15 protein-coding genes are annotated in these 17,285 nt (G+C 72.6%); 4 read left to right on the top strand and 11 right to left on the bottom strand.

Going from position 1 to position 17,285, the window contains the following annotated elements:
* The 3 genes from V6R91_RS02360 to V6R91_RS02350 are packed head-to-tail and all read left to right on the top strand — an operon-like array spanning position 1 to position 3,061.
* Entirely contained in the window at positions 1-1,011 is a 1,011-nt protein-coding gene (locus V6R91_RS02360) for an ABC transporter ATP-binding protein (protein ID WP_336393984.1), read from the top strand.
* Positions 1,008-1,709 carry an ABC transporter ATP-binding protein gene (locus V6R91_RS02355; protein WP_336393983.1) on the top strand — a complete coding sequence of 234 codons (702 nt, stop codon included), beginning with the start codon at positions 1,008-1,010 and terminating at the stop codon, positions 1,707-1,709. Before V6R91_RS02360 ends, V6R91_RS02355 begins: the two co-directional genes overlap by 4 nt.
* Positions 1,710-1,711: 2 nt before the next feature.
* The gene (locus tag V6R91_RS02350; protein WP_336393982.1) at positions 1,712-3,061 is read left to right on the top strand and encodes a hypothetical protein; all 1,350 of its coding nucleotides are present in this window, start codon (positions 1,712-1,714) and stop codon (positions 3,059-3,061) included.
* 386 nt (positions 3,062-3,447) lie between these two features.
* On the opposite strand, the gene V6R91_RS02345 is transcribed toward V6R91_RS02350, so the two are convergent.
* From V6R91_RS02345 to V6R91_RS02325, 5 genes are all read right to left on the bottom strand, one after another.
* Positions 3,448-3,993, bottom strand: a complete 546-nt coding sequence (locus tag V6R91_RS02345) for a hypothetical protein (protein ID WP_336393981.1) — start codon at positions 3,991-3,993, stop codon at positions 3,448-3,450.
* Positions 3,990-4,694 carry a hypothetical protein gene (locus tag V6R91_RS02340; protein ID WP_336393980.1) on the bottom strand — a complete coding sequence of 235 codons (705 nt, stop codon included), beginning with the start codon at positions 4,692-4,694 and terminating at the stop codon, positions 3,990-3,992. Before V6R91_RS02340 ends, V6R91_RS02345 begins: the two co-directional genes overlap by 4 nt.
* Positions 4,695-4,820: 126 nt before the next feature.
* Positions 4,821-6,791 carry a cell wall-binding repeat-containing protein gene (locus V6R91_RS02335; protein WP_336393979.1) on the bottom strand — a complete coding sequence of 657 codons (1,971 nt, stop codon included), beginning with the start codon at positions 6,789-6,791 and terminating at the stop codon, positions 4,821-4,823.
* Between the two features lie 184 nt (positions 6,792-6,975).
* A complete protein-coding gene (locus V6R91_RS02330; RefSeq protein ID WP_336393978.1) occupies positions 6,976-7,476 on the bottom strand; it encodes a GNAT family N-acetyltransferase in 501 nt (166 codons plus the stop codon).
* A 57-nt stretch (positions 7,477-7,533) separates the two neighbouring features.
* Positions 7,534-8,166 (bottom strand): GntR family transcriptional regulator, encoded by a 633-nt coding sequence (locus V6R91_RS02325; protein WP_336393977.1) that lies wholly within the window; start codon positions 8,164-8,166, stop codon positions 7,534-7,536.
* A 360-nt stretch (positions 8,167-8,526) separates the two neighbouring features.
* Here V6R91_RS02325 and V6R91_RS02320 point away from each other — a divergent pair, with 360 nt between their 5' ends.
* Positions 8,527-8,733, top strand: a complete 207-nt coding sequence (locus tag V6R91_RS02320; protein WP_109208752.1) for a cold-shock protein — start codon at positions 8,527-8,529, stop codon at positions 8,731-8,733.
* Between the two features lie 93 nt (positions 8,734-8,826).
* On the opposite strand, the gene V6R91_RS02315 is transcribed toward V6R91_RS02320, so the two are convergent.
* The 6 genes from V6R91_RS02315 to nucS form a co-directional block, all read right to left on the bottom strand.
* The gene (locus V6R91_RS02315) at positions 8,827-10,902 is read right to left on the bottom strand and encodes a bifunctional lysylphosphatidylglycerol flippase/synthetase MprF (RefSeq protein WP_336393976.1); all 2,076 of its coding nucleotides are present in this window, start codon (positions 10,900-10,902) and stop codon (positions 8,827-8,829) included.
* Between the two features lie 40 nt (positions 10,903-10,942).
* Positions 10,943-12,238, bottom strand: coding sequence for a hypothetical protein (locus tag V6R91_RS02310; RefSeq protein WP_336393975.1), 1,296 nt, complete (start codon positions 12,236-12,238; stop codon positions 10,943-10,945).
* Positions 12,231-12,950, bottom strand: a complete 720-nt coding sequence (locus V6R91_RS02305; protein WP_336393974.1) for an HAD hydrolase-like protein — start codon at positions 12,948-12,950, stop codon at positions 12,231-12,233. Before V6R91_RS02305 ends, V6R91_RS02310 begins: the two co-directional genes overlap by 8 nt.
* A gap of 9 nt (positions 12,951-12,959) precedes the next feature.
* Positions 12,960-13,460, bottom strand: coding sequence for a MarR family winged helix-turn-helix transcriptional regulator (locus V6R91_RS02300; RefSeq protein ID WP_336393973.1), 501 nt, complete (start codon positions 13,458-13,460; stop codon positions 12,960-12,962).
* 21 nt (positions 13,461-13,481) lie between these two features.
* Positions 13,482-16,409, bottom strand: a complete 2,928-nt coding sequence (locus V6R91_RS02295) for a glycosyl hydrolase (protein ID WP_336393972.1) — start codon at positions 16,407-16,409, stop codon at positions 13,482-13,484.
* An 87-nt stretch (positions 16,410-16,496) separates the two neighbouring features.
* A complete protein-coding gene (gene nucS, locus V6R91_RS02290) occupies positions 16,497-17,192 on the bottom strand; it encodes an endonuclease NucS (RefSeq protein ID WP_336393971.1) in 696 nt (231 codons plus the stop codon).
* Positions 17,193-17,285: the final 93 nt, after the last annotated feature.

The following is a 17,285-nucleotide window of genomic DNA, read 5'->3' as shown; positions in this document are numbered from 1 at the left end:
ATGGCGCTTCGAGGTGCAGAGCGGCAGCAGCCGGACGGCGGGTCCGCGTCGGCGGCGCGCGCCGCCGGTCGGCCGGGGGGTGTCCCGGACGCCGACATCCTGTGCGCGGACCTCGTCCGCATCTTCAAGGTGGCGTCGGGCTCGGGGCCGGGCGTCGAGGTGCAGGCGCTGCAGGGACTGAATCTCCGCGTCGACCCGGGCGAGCTCGTGGCGGTGGTGGGTGCGTCGGGGTCGGGCAAGTCGACGCTCCTGGCCATCCTCTCGAGCCTCGATCAGCCGTCCGCGGGGGTCGCGTGGGTGGCCGGGCATGACCTGCTGACCATGAAGGAGAAGGAGCGGGTGGCCTTCCGCCGCCGCAGCGTCGGGTTCGTCTGGCAGCAGACCTCCCGCAACCTCCTGCCGTACCTGTCGGCGAGCGAGAACGTGGCGACGACGCTGGCGATCGCCGGCACCGAGTCGGCCCGCGGCCGGCGGGCGCGCGTCGCGGAACTGCTGGATCTGCTCGAAGTCTCGCACTGCGCCGAGCGTCGTCCCGCCGAGATGTCCGGCGGCGAGCAGCAGCGGGTCGCGATCGCGGTGGGCATCGCCAATCAGCCCCGCGTGCTCCTGGCGGACGAGCCGACGGGCGAGCTCGACGACGCCACGAGCGCCCACGTCCTGGAGGCCATGCGGTCGGTGAACCGCGAGCTCGGGGTGACGACGCTCATCGTCACGCACGACCCGGGCGTCTCGGAGCACGTCGCACGCACCGTTCAGATCCGCGACGGACGCACGTCGACCGAGGTGCTGCGCTCGACGCGGGTGGACGAGCACGGCGCCGAGGAGCACGTCGCAGAGGAGTACGCCGTGCTCGATCGCGTGGGTCGCCTGCAGCTGCCCGATGAGTTCGTCGCCGCCCTGGACCTCCGCGACCGCGTGCGGCTCGCGCTGGAGGCCGACCACGTCGGCGTCTGGCCCGGTCAGGGACGGCGGGACGCGGCATCCGTCGACGAGAGCGAGGATCGGACATGAGCGTGGCGCTGCGCGGAGAGAGGCTGAGCCGCACCTTCCGCTCGCCGGCGGGCGAGGTGCACGCGTGCGTGGATGTCGACATCGAGGTCGCCGAGGGCGAGCTGGTAGTGGTGCGCGGGGCCTCCGGAGCGGGCAAGACCACGCTGCTGAACCTGCTCGGCGGGCTGGACCGCCCGACGTCCGGGCGGGTGTGGATCGGGGATGCCGAGGCCACCGCCCTCGGCGAGGACGAGCTGGCCGCGCTCCGCCGGGAGCGCCTGGGATTCGTCTTCCAGTCCTTCGGTCTGGTGCCGATCCTCTCCGCCGCCGAGAACGTCGAGGTGCCCCTGCGCATCGCGAAGACGCCGCCCGCCGAGCGGGCCGCGCGGGTCGCCGAGGCGCTCGCGCTCGTGGGGCTGGCGGATCAGGCCGCGCAGCGCCCGAGCGAGCTCTCGGGAGGGCAGCAGCAGCGCGTCGGCATCGCGCGGGCTATCGCGGTGAGGCCGAGCGTCCTGCTCGCGGACGAGCCGACCGGGCAGCTCGACTCCCGCACCGCCGCCACCGTCATGGACCTCATCGGCGAACTCGTGCACGCGCGGGGCCTGGCCGCCGTCGTCACGACGCACGATCCGCTGCTCGTCCAGCGCGCCGATCGGGTGATCGAGCTGCACGACGGCCGGGTGACGGACACGCGCGTCCAGCGCGCCGCTGAGGTGTGAGCATGCGCGCGATGATCGTGCTCGCGGGGCGACTGATCATCGCGCACTGGCCCGCGCTGGTCGCGTGGTATCTCGCGGGGACGCTGGGCCGGTACGCCGGCATCCAGCTCGCCGGGTTCGTCGGCGGCTACTCCGCGATCGGCGGCATCCTGCTGCTTCCTCTCGCCATCCTCGCGAAGCTGGTGAGCGTCGTCGCGATGCTCCTGGTGCTCCGCGACGCGATGCCGCGCCTCGGCGTGATCGCACCCGCTCCGGTGGATCGGCTGACCCGGCGCCGGTCGTTCCGCGACGCGCTGCTGTCGGCGACTCTCCCGTTCATCGCGGTGTACGCCCTGCTCGGCTTCCTGGTGGAGGATGTCGCGGCCTACCTCGACGCGGCGCTCATCGTGAAGACCGGTCGCGAGGCGATGGCGGTCGTGGCCGGGGTGGAGATCGACACGTCGGGCACGGTGGACCACCTGACGTTCGAGCCGTGGACCGTCGGGGTCGTCGTGCTCGCGTTCGCCGGTCGCTGGGCGTGGAAGCGGTGGCAGAAGGCGCTGCCGCGGTGGACGTCGATCGTCGCGACCTACCTGGAGGCGCTCTGGGTCTTCCTCGCGGCGTACTTCATCGGCGAGGCGATCGGGCAGCTCACGGGGTGGATCGAGGCGCGGCAGGCCATGGTGTGGCTCGCGGATGCCCGGGAATGGGTCGGCGGATGGTTCGCCCCGCTCGGCTGGGCGTGGGACGCCGTGGGATGGCTCATCGCACAGGCCGGCGTGGTGCTGATCGTGCCGCTGGCCTGGCTGACGATCGCCGGCGTCGTCTACGGCCAGGCCGTCTCGCCCCAGGGGCTCACCTGGGAGAGCCCGCTCGCGAAGCGCGCGCGCACCCGGTACGGCGCCATCCCGCAGCGGCTCCGCCGACGGCTCGGCGATCTCGGCTCGGAGGTCGGGTCGCGATTCCGGCCGCTGTGGAAGGCGGTGGTGCTGATGTGGCGCGGCGGCCCGATCCTCATCGGCGGGTACGTGCTGCTGTACTCGCTCGTCCTGCTGAGCGAGCAGCTCCTGCGCATCGGCCTCACGCGCCTGGTCGGTCCTCAGGACTTCGAGACGTTCTGGCTGGTCGCGGGAACCCCGCTGCTGCTGCTGGTGCCGCTCGTGATCGAGCCCGTGCGCACGGCGCTCGTCGCCAGCGCGTACGACGCCACGGTCGGCGTCCTCATCGGCGAGCCGGTCGTCGCGTCAGGGGACGACGAGTCGGAGGAAGGCCGGCAGCTCGTCGACGACGGTGAGCTCCACGCCGAACGGGCCGGCGGCGTCGTCGGGGATGAGGAACGGCGCGGCGACGGTGTAGGGACCGTCGGCGTCTGAGACGCAGGCCGTCGGCCGGTCGTAGTCCCAGTCCACCGCCGACGCGGCATCGTCCCACTGCCGCTGTGCGCCGTCGAGCTCCCGGAGCACCGGCGTCGAGCACGCCACGGGGTGCCCGCCGGGATCGACGGGGACCTCGACGACGACCACCCTCGCGCCGGGCGGCAACCCCGCCTCCGCGTCGGACGGCAGCTCGCGGAGCGTCGCCGGTCCCCACTTCATCCCCGCCCAGTCGGCGCCGGTGCCCGCCGGCACCGTCGTCGGGACGACAGGGCGCGACTGGTTCACCAGCCACCACTCGCTGCCGCCGATGACCAGGGCCGTGACCGGCAGGAGGACGGCCACCGCTCCAAGCGCCACCGCGTTGCGCCGCCACCAACGTCGGCTCACCGCTGCACCCACCCCTCGGCCAGGAGCTCGACCTCGTCCGCGCGGTCGAGGGTTCCGAGGTCCACGGGCACCTCGACGAGCGAGTCGAGGCGGGTCTCGGCATCGACGGCCAGCTGCAGCGTGCCGGCGCGATCGGCGAGGTCGGCGGGCAATTCGAACGCGAGGCTCCCTTCGCGAGGGATGCCGACGGCCAGGGGCGAGCGGAACATCGACGCGGGCCGCTCGCTCGCCCGGTAGGTGACGCCGTCGATCACGAGCGCGGCATGCGCGAGAAGCGCCCCGCGCTCCTCCCGCAGCGCCTGCGCGCGGAGGTCGACCACGAGCCAGGTGCCGTCCGCGTACCAGCCGCCCGCGACGGCGCGATCGCCGAGCCGGAGGTCGGTGACCGTGACGGCGAGGGCGCGTCCTGTCGCCTCCTCGCCGATCGCCGCCGGCACGGCGAACGACGCCTCGGCGGCCTCGTCGCCGGGGGTGAGCTGCACGACACCCCAGGCCGCCGCGAGCAGCGCGACACCGATCACCCAGCTCAGCCAGGGCCTCATTCCCCGCCCTCCGCCTCGTCGGTCGCGGCATCCGCCTCCGCCGCGTCGGCGCCCGCACCGACGTCGGTCAGCCCGACGCTCACCCGGGCCGCCGTCATCGGCGTGTCCCACCACTGACCCGACACCACCAGCGCGCCCGTGCGCAGCGAGAGGTCTCTGAGCTCGACGTCGACGTTCTCGGCGGTCTCGAAGCGCTCCGCGTCGACCGCCCAGGCGAGGACGAGCTGCGCCGGCACCCTCGGCTGCAGGTACGGCGAGACGGTGGTGTCGTCGAACCGGGCGACCGAGTCGGCGGGCACGTCGCCGAGCTCGGGGATGCGCACCGCCGCCGTGATCCCCCCGCTGCCGGCCGACGGCTGGGAGCGGTCCCACGCGTTCTCCGCGGTGAGCACGAGGGCGAGCACCCGCTCGCCGGCCTCGACGGTCACGCCTGCTTCGGGGAGCTCGTCGATGAGCACGGCCCGTTCCACGGTCAGCGCGAACTGCTCGTTCTCGTGCGTCTCGCCGGCGCGCAGCTCCGGCACGGGCGGCACCGCCGCTTCGGCGAGACCCCCGAACGCGGCCGTCGCGGCGAGGAACGCCGCCGTCAGGATGCCGGCGAACCAGCCGGTCGGCACCCGGTCCCAGGCACGCGACACCCATCGCGCGCGCTCGGCCTCTTCGCCTCCCGGCGCGGAGGACGAGGGGGCGCCGGAGGTCACGCGCACATCCTATGGCGGGGACCTTCGCCTCGGCGGCTCAGTACACGCGGAAGCCCCCGACCCGGCTTCACCGGGCCGGGGCCTCGTCAGGTCAGCTCGCTCCACGAGGTCGTCGCGCACACGCGCTCAGGGCAGCGACTCGCACGCGACGAGGTCGCCGTCGGAATCCAGCTGCGCGACGTCGCCGTAGTACGGGTAGTACGTGTTGAACCACACCTGCGCGGCCCACTGCGTGGCGAAGTCGCTGCAGTTCTTGGTGTTGCCCGGGTTCGCCGGCGGAGGCGGCGGGGTCGGATCGGCGCCGGCGACGGCAGCCGTCGGCCGAGAGGTCTGGACGACGCTGACATAGCCGGTGAGCGCACCCGTGACGCGCACGGCGATGGTCTTCCCCTGGTGTGCGCTCGTGAGGGCGAGGGTTGTCCCGCCGCCCGCGGCGGCTCCGTTCACCAGCCACTGATACGACAGCGAGGTGCCGGGCGTCCACGTTCCTGCCTGGGCGGTCAGGGTGTGCCCGACCTTGACCGTCCCGCTGATCGTCGGAATCGACGACGTCAGGCACCCGAGGTTGGCTGCCGCTGCCTCGCTCACGACTCCCACGTCACCCATGACGACGGTCTTGGCGGGTGCCAGACCGAGGATCGCGTCGCGAGCACTCTGCGGCACGCAGTCCTTCGCCGTGACATACAGCGGTGCGCCCAAGCGCCCCGCCATCGCTGCGCCCGCGAGCGCGTCCGGGAAGTTCAGACCCGTCGCGAGGAACATGGTGTCCGTCGAGCCTGCTCCGAAGTACTGGCTGTTGATGGCCGCCGCGGTGCCGTACCTGTCCGGTCCCGCAAGCCGCGACACGCCGAACCCCGCGCTGCGGAGGTGGGACTCGATCGCGGCGGACACCGCGCCGGTGCCGCCGGCGATCGCGATCGACTCGACGCCCAGCCTGTTCAGCTCCTGCAGCACGGGTTCGGGAACGACGCCGGCGGTGCCATCGACGAGCACCACCGGCGCACCCAGCTTGCCGGCCGCTCCCGTCGCAGCGAGCGCATCGGGGTACGTCCGCCCGGTCGCCACGATGGCGGTCGTCGCCGAGGCGAAGGCCGAGTTCACGACGGCGAGGCCTGTTCCATAGCGGTCGATCGCCGCCAGGCGCTCGGTTGCGGCGAGTTTCGCGAGCTGGTCGAAGGCGTGCGCGCTGACGACGTCCGCGCCGCCGACGACGTAGATCTTCTGCGGGCTCAGCCGCGCGATCTCGTCGAGCACGTTCACAGGCACCTCCGCCCGGGGCGTGAGCAGCAGTGGGCCACCCAGCTTCGCCGCCGCCGAAGCCGCCGAGAGGGCGTCCGGGAAGTTCATTCCGGTGGCAACGAACACCGCCGGGACGTCCGCCGCGTACCGCTGAGCAGCGGCCAGGGCGGTGTCGTACCGGCTCAGTCCGGCCAGTCGGGTCACGCCGGCGGGGAACGCGGCGATGTCGGTCTGCGGGGTCTCGGGCTCCTCGGACACCACGATCATGACCTCGGGCAGAGTCACCTCCGTCGCACCGCACTCCCCGCTCAGCAAGGTCTGGAGTGCCGACAGCTCCGCGACGTCGACGGCGAGAGACCACCGGTACTTCGTCAGTGTCCAGCCGATCACGTACTCGCACGTGTACGCCGTGTTGGTCGGAAGCCACTCGGCCGGGTCCTTGTCCGACTTCGACTGGTTGGAGGCACTCGAGGCTGCGGTGAGGGCGTACGGGACTCCGAGGTCGTTCGCGAACGACCGCCGCTGCTCGGCCGACCATGCCGATGCGCCGGAGCGCCACGCCTCCGCCAGCGCGACGACATGGTCGATCTCGATCTCCGCGGGCGTCGTCGCCGTGGCCCCGTCGTAGGGCGAGACCCACGTCCCACCCGTGAGGGAGCAACCCGTCCCGACCGTCGCCGGCGTCGTCGACTCTTCGATCAGCACCTCGTACCGGGTGTTGCACCCGTCGCCGTCGAGATCGACCCAGTGCTCGAAGAGATCGCGGTCGTAGGCGGGCGACGTCGTCTCCGCCGCCTGCGCGAGGAGAGCGGGGAGCTGGGACGCGGTAGTGGTCGAAGCCGCGGACGGCGGTGCCACGGCGATCATGGACAGGAGGACGGAAGCGCCGGCGACCATTGCCAGGCGCGCGCGTATAGACACGAAAGTTCGGCCTTTCGGTAGAGAACGAGCGGCCCCCCAGGACCGCGCTCTCAGCCTAGGGGCGTCGTCACGGGCAGGCCGTCCACCACGCGCCGCTCCGCAGGCGAGAGCCCGAGGAGCCTCAGCCGCCGCCCAGCCCGTCGAGGGCGGGAACGAGCGTGAACACGATCTCGTCGATCTCGCGACCGACGCCCGGGGCGTAGTCGGTGTTGCGGGAGACCTCGGTGAAGCCCGCCTTCTCGAGCACCGCGATCGAGGCGGCGTTGTGGGCGGCGGCGCGGGCGAACAGCGGCCGGATCGGCTCGTGGGACACCAGCAGGCGCAGCGCCGCCGTCGCCACGCCCCGACCCCATGCGTGACGGGCGATCCAGTAGGTGACCTCGCGGTCGCCGTCGACGGTGAAGGCGGCGATGGTGCCGGCGAAGCCGCCGTTCTCGGTGACGACGAATGACAGCACGTTCTCATCGGCGCGCTGGCGCTCGATCCACGCGTCGAACGCGGCGCGGTCGTCCGGGTCCTCCGCGGTGAACGCGGCCATCGCGATCGCCTCACGGTCCCGCATCATCTCGAAGATGGCGTCGAGGTCGTCGTCGTCGAGGGCGCGCAGCTCGATGTGGTTCACGCGGACCACGCTATCGACGCGCGATCGCCGCGAGAAGGGCTCGGGCCGGGCCCGCGCTCACGCCAGTCCGTGGATGCGGCGCAGCTGCGCTTCGGCCCGATCCCCGTCACGCGCCGCGAGCGACGCGCGGAAGTCCTCGTACGCCGCCGTGCGGCCCAGCGGGCACTCGATGAAGGGACGCCATCCCCTGAGGTCGCGGCGGATCGCGATCTCGTACTCGCGGATGAACTTCAGCAGCGGCAGGTTTCCGCTCGCGTGCGTGATGACAGCGAAGAACTCGTGGCTGGCGGCCGCGATGGCGGCGGCGTCATCGGAGCGCGAGGCCGCGATCACATCGTCCAGCCGCTCCAGCGCGACGGCGAGCGACTCGTCGTCGGCGCGGACGGCGGCCATGCGCACCGCGAGCCCCATGTTGTACGCCACGAGCTCGACGGTGTCGCTCTCGTGATTCGGATACGACACCCGCGTGTACCGGTGCGGCGACACCTCGACGAGCCCGGTGCGCTCCAGCCGCTGCAGCGCCTCGCGCACCGGCGTGCGCGACACCCCGAGCCATTCCGCCAGCTCGTGGTCGCGCAGTCGCTCGCCCGGCGCGAGGCGGCCGTCGAGGATGGCTTCGCCCAGGAGCGCGTACACCTCGTCTCCGAGGACGGCGCCGCGCGGCTCGAGCGGAACGAAGGGGGCGGTCATGGCTGGCACCAGTGTACGCCGCAGGAATCCGCGGCAGAGACCCCGATGAGCGGCGGAATCGCGCGACGACCGGGTCTCGCGGCACGCGGCGGATCGTGGCATCCGACCCTCGCCCATCTGCTGATATATCGGTACGATGTCGATGTCCACGCTTCGGCGTGGCCTATCCGGGGGGATCCGTCGACGCCCGGGCTTCGAGCAAGGCTCAGCCCGGGCGTGCGATGGGCCCGAGACTGCGTCGCCGTGGTCAGTGCAACATTTCTGTCACCATCCGAAGAGGGTCTCGCCGCGCGCGCGCGTCTTCACTACGTTGGAGGGACTCGCCGCAAAAGCGACGAGATCACAGAAGAACGGCAAGTAATGAGCACGCAGGGCACCGTGAAGTGGTTCAACTCGGAGAAGGGCTTCGGGTTCATCGCTCCCGACGAAGGCGGCGCAGACGTCTTCGCGCACTACAGCGCCATCCAGTCGGGTGGCTACCGCTCCCTCGAGGAGAACCAGCGCGTCGAGTTCGAGATCGCGCAAGGACCCAAGGGCCTCCAGGCCGAGAACATCCGCCCGCTCTGAGTCGAGCGGGCCGATCGCCTCGTGCGATCGGTGAGCCGCGGCGTCCGCGCTTGGCTGCGGATGCCGCGGCTCTCGGGTGCCGTCCGCGTGCTGTCAGTCGCGGTCGCCCCGGACGAGCTCCATCCCCGCGCCGGCGAACTGACGCAGCGTGGCGTCGGGGAGGAACGCACGGGTGAGCGCGCCCCCGATGCGGGTCAGGTCGCTCTCGTCCCGGTACAGCAGGTACATCGTCTCGTACCGCGGGTGAAACTTCTCCTTGAACCGGTGGAGCGACCGGAATCCGTAGACCGGCTCGAGAGCGTCGGCGAGCTTGTCGCTGAGCGCGGCGATCATCCCGGCGTCGGGGGGATAGTCGTGCGCGAGCGGCGCTCCCGACAGCGACATGATCTCGGCGCCCTCTTCCGAGAACAGCTTCGCCGACGACCCGATGAGGAACTCCATCACGGGCGCGAAGCCGCCGTCGCGTCGTCGCATGAGATCCAGCGTCCAGCCGCGTGGCGTGCCCTCGGACCCGTAGACGGGAAGCCACGACAGGAAGCCGTCGACGTCGCCGTTCGGCGCGATCGCGAGCGCGAGCCGCACCCCGGGGTCCTCCGCCTCGGCGAGCGTGCCCAAGGTGAAGCCCATCTCGGGAAGCCCCTTGTCGCCGACCCACATCTCGGAGATGGCCCGCAGCTGCTGCTGCACGCCCCAGGGCTCGTCCTCGAGGCGCGTCATCCGGAAGGTCATCTCCTCGCGGCCGGCGCGGTTGAGCGATGAGCGCACCGAGTTCCACCGCTTGCCGGTGAACTCCAGCCCCGGCAGGTCCACGATGGTGTCATCGGCGACGACGAGACTGCGCCATGACGACGGCACGGCTGCGCGCGTGCGCTCGTCGGCGCTGAAGAAGCACGGCACCAGTCCCGCGACTTCGGCGGCGTGGATGAATTCGCGGACGGATGCCTCCCGCGAGGCGGGCGGCCCGAGCGGGTCGGCGAGGGCCAGGGCGACGCCGGCCCGGCGCTGGTACGCCACGATCCCGTCGGCGGCGCGGGCGTAGCTGTTGCCGTCCCACGTCGTCATCCACGACAGCGTGCCGCCGCCGTGCGCGTGCAGCATCCGTTTGACCTCGTCGACGTCCGGGGCCGGCTGCTGCCCGATGCTCGACGTCCGCCGTGCGCGGAACGCGCCGCGCACCCAGACCAGGTAGACGAGCATGAGCAGCCACAGCAGGCCGCTCGCGAGCGCGAGCTCGGTCTCGCCGTCGATCGTGGCCTCGAGCCGGGCCTCGCTCGCGATGATGATCGCCGCGACCACCGCCAGCCCCGTCAGCACGTTGATGGCCGCCAGCACCACGGCCACGACCCAGGTCCACCGACGGCCGCGCCGCAGGCCGTTGGCGACGACGAGGATCACGACAGCGTCGATCGCGAAGTCGATCAGGCCCCCGGAGACGGGTTCGGTCGGGCCGAAGGGGCCGTCGGTCGGCACGACGATCGTGATGAGCTGGACCGCCCCGAGCACGAGCAGCGCCATGAACGCGATGAGCCGCTGCTCGCGGACGGTGGTGCGGCGGATGCGCAGGGACCGGTCGACGAAGAGGATGAGCAGCACGGCCAGCAGGTGCTCGAGATCGGCGAGGGCTCCCCAGAACAGCATCGCGACGAAGACGAACCCGAGCAGCAAGAGCCAGGCGCGCACCCGCCATGGGGCCCGCAGCAGTCCCGCCGCCGCGGCGAGGCACGCCATCGTCCCGCCCGACGCGCCGACGTCGAGAGCGGCGGCCTGCTGCTGCGCCCATTCCCACGGCAGGGCCGACAGCGTCCACAGCACGAGGGCGGCGGCGAAGATCGCGAAGAGCTGCCCCACCCCGTAGTACGCCAGCGCGACGCGTGATCCGCGACGCAGTTCGAGGTACGCCATGCCCGCGAAGGAGGCGATGGTGAACAGGTAGACCCAGGGCAGGTCGACGAAGAACGTGCCGGTGACGGGCGTCCACCACCGGCCGTCCTGCAGCGCCGGAAGGCCGTACGCGACGACGTCGAACAGGTCGGACTCCTCGAACGGTCGCCACAGCCCCTGCCACACGATGCCCGCGACGAGGATGAGCGCGATCATCGTGAGCGTCGCGGGGATCCTGGCTGCGCCCGCGAGGGCGCGGTTCGGTCGCTGGGGCGCCCCGTCGCTCATGGGTTCACGATAGCGGCGGAGACCGGCAGCCTCAGCGGCCTCAGCTGCGGCGCGTCTCGCCGTGGTCGCCCGGCGCGACCGCGGTGCGTGCGAACTCGGCCAGCGATCTGGCGTCCTCGGCGTCGCGCATCGCCCGCCGGGCCGCGTCCAGCGCCTCGACCGGGTCTTCGGCCTGACGCGCCTCGGCGAGTTCCCGCTGCGCCGAGATGAGGCGGGCCCGAGCGTCCGCTCCCGCATGGGCGTGGGAGACGGATGCCTCCGCCTGCGCGATCGCGCCGCGCGCGGCAGCGAGGGTGCCGGGCAGGGCGGTGCGCGCGCCCCGCAGGCGCTGCTGCGCGGTCCGGGCGTCGCCCAGCGCGATGTCGAGCCGGCTGCGCAGCCGCGCGATGGCGTGGACCGCACGGGTGGGGCGCCGCGCGGCGTCGTCCTCGATGCGGTCCAGCTCGTCCGAGATGGCGTGCAGCTCGGCGCCGAGGCGCTCGGCGTCGGCGATCTCGAGGTGCTCGCGCGTCACGGATGCCTGGCGCAGCGCCGCACGCGCCGCCGACACCTCTTCGGGCACGGCCTGCGCCGCCTGCAGCACCAGCCGGTGGGTCTCCTCCAGGCTGCGGGAGTCGGCCTCTGCCTGGCGCAGCGCCCGCTCCGCCGCGGCGAGGTCGGCGAGGGCGCTCAGCGACGGGTCTCCGGCCCGGGCGGCCGCGTCGTCGAGGTGGCGTCCCGCCGCCGCGGAACCCTCCAGCGCGGCACGCGCTGCGCGCGCGGCATCCCGCCACTCCTCCTCGGCGAAACGCGACGACAGGTCGGCCACCAGGGCGGCCGGGTCTCCCATCGACGCGCGGAGCGCGGCGAGACGGCGACGGGCGGCCTCGACCTGGCCGGCGGCCGAGACGTTCGACCGGACCCACGCGGCGTGCTCGGCGCGCGCAGACGCGACCTTGGCCAGGGCCTCCTGGGCGTGCCGCTCGATCCGCGACGAGGCGCGGCGGATGTCGGCCGGCGTGAGGCCTTCGTCGCTGAGGTCGCGGTACTCCTCGAACGACGCGTCGCGGACGTGCTGCGCGGTCAGCCGCGCCCGCCGCAGCGACGGCGGCGCGTCGCCGCCGTACAGCGCGCCCGACAGCCCGACCTCGAGCTCGAGTTCGGACACCGCGTCGTCGAGGCGCACGAGCGCGGCGCCGGCGCGGCCGCGCTCCTTCTCGGCCGCCGCGCGCGCCCGCGGCGACCGGCGTGCGCGGCGCACCCCCCAGGCGATGGCGGCGATGGCGAGCGCCGTCACGCCGAACACGACCAGGGCGGGCACCACCCACCCCAGGATCGCGGCGACGATCTCAGCCATCGGCGCCCACGACGACGTCCTCGGCGGCCTCCGATGCCTGCTCGCCGACGAGCAGCAGTGTGCGGAGCTGGTCGACGTCGTCGACCACCGCCTGGGCGCCCTCCGACTCGTGCGGCCAGCTGAATCCCCAGCGGACGAAGATCACCGGCACACCCTGCTCGGCGCCCCCGTCCACGTCGTGGTGCCGGTCGCCGACGAGCACCGGGCGGCTGATGTCGGCGCCGGCCGCGGCGAGGCGGCGCAGCGCCTCGGCGACGATGTCGGACTTGGCGCTCAGGGTCCGTTCGTCGGGCGTCGCCCCCACGATCGCGGTGAGCGAGGGCGACAGATCGAAGTGGTCCATCAGCGCGTCCACCTGGACCTCGGGCTTGGAGCTGGCCGTGGCCTGCGGGATGCCGGCGGCTGCGACGTCGGTGATCAGCTCGGCGATGCCGGGGAACAGCTTCGCCCCCGTCGTGTAGCCGTCCTCCTTGCCGAGCCGGCGGTAGAACGCCACGGCCTCGGTGGACTGCTCCGGCGTCATGCCGACGTTGACCTGGAAGGACTCGTACATCGGCGGGCCGATCCAGTGCACGAGCTCGGCGCGGGTCGGCGGGCGCCTGCCGAAGTGCTCGAGGCAGATCGTGAGGCGCCGCAGGATGCCGTCGGACGCATCGACGATCGTCCCGTCCACGTCCCAGAGCACACAGGTCCACGGCGATCGACTCGGCATGAGTCCACCCTATGCGGACGCGCCGCGCCGCCCGCGGGCCAGTCGCGCCATCATCCGCCGCAGCTGGTCCACCTCGGCCGGTGACCAGTCCGCGAGCGCATCGCGCAGGTTCTGCTCGGCGGTCGCCATGATGCGCCCGCCGATGCGGCGGCCCTCGGCGGTGAGGGCCACCAGCACACCCCGGTCGTCATCGGGGGCGGCGACGCGAACGACGAGGCCGGCCTGCACGAGGCGGCCGACGATCTTGCTCATGTTGGTCGCCGTCATCCCCAGGGCCGCCGAGAGCTCGACGGGCCGCATGGCGCCGTTGTACGAGAGCTGGTTCACCACGAGGAACATGCCCATGTCGTCGGAGGGGAAGTCGACCCTCGCCATGACGTCCCTGCGGACGGCCGTGCTGTCGGCCCAGTGGATGACCGTCGCCAGCGACAGGCGGAGGTCGAGCGGGTCCTCGCCGACGACCGGGCGCAGGTCCGCGGACGCGTCGGTGTCGACGTCACCTCGTGCCATCGCCCCCGGCTCCCTCCCGGATCACCCTTCCCGCAGCAGTCGCACGGGACCCAGCAGTCCGTACTCCCGCACGACCGCGCGCTGGAACCCCTCCCGCCCGCTGTCCCGCGCGATGATGTCGGGGACGCGCTCATAGTAGCCGCGGGCGCGCAGCCTGTTGTTGAGCGAGCTGGCCACGCGCACGGTGATCGCGTTGTCGCCCGCGCGGATGTCGTCGGTGACGTCGACGACGGGGTGCGCGGTGTCGAAGCCGCGCGCGGGACCGTCACCGATGCGCACCGAACCGAGCCCGCCCGCCGTCGAGCCGAGATGGAGGACGTAGCGCGCGCCAGGGGCCGGATCCGGGGCGCGCAGCGTCGCGCGGTACTCGCCGACGCCCGACACCTCCGGCCCGATCGCGTCGAGCTCCGACCACGGGGCGAGCCGCACGCGACCGGCGTCCCGCGGTGTCACGGCGGTCGTCGGGCGCACCTCCGTCGAGACGTAGCCGAGCCCGCGGTCCTCCGTGAGCACTTCGGGCTCGCCGGCGTCCCAGCTCTCGACGACGAGCTCCCACTCGTCGGCGCGCGCGACCTCGGCGACGGGCGGGGCGGCCGAGTCGTCGGCATCCGTCGCCCTGTCCAGCGCCACGACGGCGACCTCACCGGGAGCCAGCGTCAGCTCGACGACGGTGCCGTCGCCGTCGCGCCGCGCGCCGAGGTGCGGCCGCAGCCGGCCGCTCCACGCGTCGAGGCGGTGGACCGCGCCGGAGCCCTGCAGCCGCACGCGGACCGTCGTCGACTCGGTCGTCTCGTAGAGGAAGTGGTACGCGTAGAGCACGGTCAGGTCGCCGTCCTCGCGCAGGTGCGTGAGCACGTGCCGGTCGTCCTCGACGAAGCGCGCGCGGCCGCCGGCCCCGAGCTCGTCGAGAGCGGCCACGACGCCGGAGGGCGAGACCACCCGGACGCCCGGCATCCGTCGCAGCTCCGTCATGACCCCCGCCAGCTCGTCGTCCCGGCCGTCGAGACCGGGGGTGGCGGATGCCGCGCGCTCGTGCGTGCGGAAGCGCTGGTCGCGCAGCGACTCCAGCTCGCGCGCGCCGTCCACGATGACCAGGCGCAGGCCGCGCCGGGCCCACGTCAGCAGGTGCGCGGCCGTGTCGGGGTCGAGCGCGCTCTGGTAGACGATGAGGGCGCGGTAGCCGGGGCCGCCGGGCTGCACCTCGTCGCCGTCGAACGTCACGTCGTCCCGCAGCAGCAGCGATCCGTCGAAGAACTCGTAGGTGATGCCGGCGTCCTGCATCCCCAGGTCCTGCCACCAGTGGTTCTGCCGGTCGCGCATCCACATCGTGCCGTAGGCGACCTCGTCGGGGATCCGCTCGCCATCGACGTCCGCCAAGGCGACGCCGATGAGGTTGTCGGTGAAGTGGTCGGTGCGGAGGATGCCCACGTCGATGCGGGGCCGCCCACGGCGGAGGGCGTACTGGAGGCGGCCGATCGCCGCGGTCCACAGCGGATAGAACTCGCACCCCGGCTGGCGGGTGTCGAACCGCTCCGAGAACATCGGCCACATGCCCTCGTGGCCCGGCCACTCGGTCACGCCCTCGGCGCCGGCGGGGCTGGCCCAGCCGTGCAGGACCGACTTGGTGATCCCCGCCGCCAGCTGGGTGGCGATGATCTGGTCGTAGAAGCGATGGTCGAGCATGTGGTTGCGCGTCGTGGCGCCCGTCTCGGACGAGTACTGCTTGCCGAACAGGTGCGCGGGGCCGGCCATGAGCCGATACGCGTCGATCTGGGCACCGAACTCGAGGGACTCCGTCTCGATGCCGTCGACCTCCGGACCCGGACGGGTGAGCTCGAACGGCAGGCCGTAGCTGATCTCGGCCCGCAGCGTCATGCCCACGCCGTGCAGGAACTCGGCGAACGGACGGAGCATGTTCTCGATGTACAGGTCGGTGAGCGTGCGGGCGTAGTCGAACCTGACCTTGTCGACCGTCGTGCGGTCGGCGTCGTCGGCGGGCTGGTGGTGGTAGACGGTCGAGACCGCCATGAACGGCACGTCGCGCGTGAGGAAGGGAAGCCACGGCGTGATGTCGTAGCCGCGCCGCGCGCGGAACTCCTCGGCGACGGTGAACCCCCAGAACAGCCCGCCCGCGCCGTAGGTGGACAGCTCCAGCGAGTCCATGTACATCTGCGCGCGCGGGTTGCGGCTCAGCTCGTCGCGCAGCTCGGGCGTCAGCACGACGTCGTCCCAGTACGCGATGACGGCGTCCACCCCGTCGCGGTCGAGGTAGTTAACGGTGTGGTTCACGCCCGCCGACGGCGAGGCGGTCTGACCCGTGCCGTGCATCCAGTACACGAAGAGGCGCCACCGGCCGTCGTCCGGCGCGGTCCAGTCGAGCCGCTCGCCGTCGACCAGGGCGGTCAGATCCACGACCGAGGCGACGTCGAGGACGCCCTCGCCCGCGAGGCGTGCCGCGACGACCGCCACGAGGTGCTGCCGCGTCACCGTGCCGCGATGGCCGGGGAGGGTCGTCTCGGCGATCGGCGCGTCGAGGTCGATGCGCGGCAGCGCTCCGCTGCGGGACTCGCCGCCGGCGAGCGTCTCGTGGACGACATCGAGCTCCTGCGCGGCGGCGGGCTGGTCGGGGTCGATCGTCGGGAGGTTGGCGTTGGACCAGTTCGTGCCCGAGGTGAAGCTCACCGACATGCCGCGCCGGGTCGTCTCCTCGACGACCACCTGCGAGTCGTGCACCCACTCCTCCGACCCCCAGCCGTACCGGGCATGGTCGATCGCACCCTCGTCCATCGCCAGGAACTCCATGCCGCCGAAGCCGAGCCGGTGGGCGTCGTCGATCTCGCGCCGGAGTGTGGCGTCGGTGTGCAGGCCCTCCGCGAGCCACCAGCGCAGCTCGGGGCGGAATTCGATGGCGGGGTCGGCGATCTCACGCCGGAAGTCGTCGAGCGTCATTGCGCGGCATCCGTTCTCAGTACTGTCTGGGCGACAGTATGTACCGTCGCACCGACAACACACAAGCCTCGGCCGGGCGGGCCCGCCTCAGAACAGCCGGGGAGCGCCGGACTCGATGCCCTTCATGCCCTCGTAGTCGAGGGTGACGCAGCGGATGCCGCGATCCGCGGCCAGCACCTTCGCCTGGGGCTTGATCTCCTGGGCCGCGAAGACCCCGGTCACCGGCGCGAGGTGCGGGTCGCGTCCCAGCAGCTCGAGGTAGCGGGTCAGCTGCTCGACACCGTCGATGTCGCCGCGTCGCTTGACCTCGACCGCGATCGTCCCGCCCTCCGGGTCGCGCAGCAGGAGGTCGACGGGACCGATCGCCGTGGGGTACTCGCGGCGCACGAGGGTGAGCCCGTCGCCGATCACGTCCACCTGCTCGGCGAGGAGGCGCTGCAGGTCGGCTTCGACACCGTCCTTCTGCAGGCCGGGGTCGAGGCCCAGCTCGTGCGAGGTGTCGTGCAGCACCTCGTAGATGCGCACGAGCAGCGCGTCGCCGGTCTTGGCGTGTGTGACCCGCCAGTGCTCGAGGACGCCCGCGGCGGCGGATTCGGCATCCGGGATCTCGACGTCCAGGCGGCAGGGCGGGCTCATCCAGTTCAGCGGCTTGTACGAGCCGCCGTCGGAGTGCACGAGCAGGCTGCCGTCGCCCTTGTGCACCAGCAGGCGCGTCGCGAGCGGGAGGTGGGCGTTGAGCCGACCGGTGTAGTCGACCGAGCAGCGGGCGATGACGAGACGCACCCGAAGAGCCTAGTCCGCGCTCGCCGAGGCGGCGTGAGCGGCGAGCGTCGACTACCGTGAACATGCACGCCGAACGCGCGCCCACGCGCGTGC

It is taken from the genome of Microbacterium sp. CCNWLW41, from assembly GCF_037083505.1.
The sequence above is the reverse complement of the archived record's forward strand: the minus strand, read 5'-3'. Positions and strand labels throughout refer to the sequence as shown.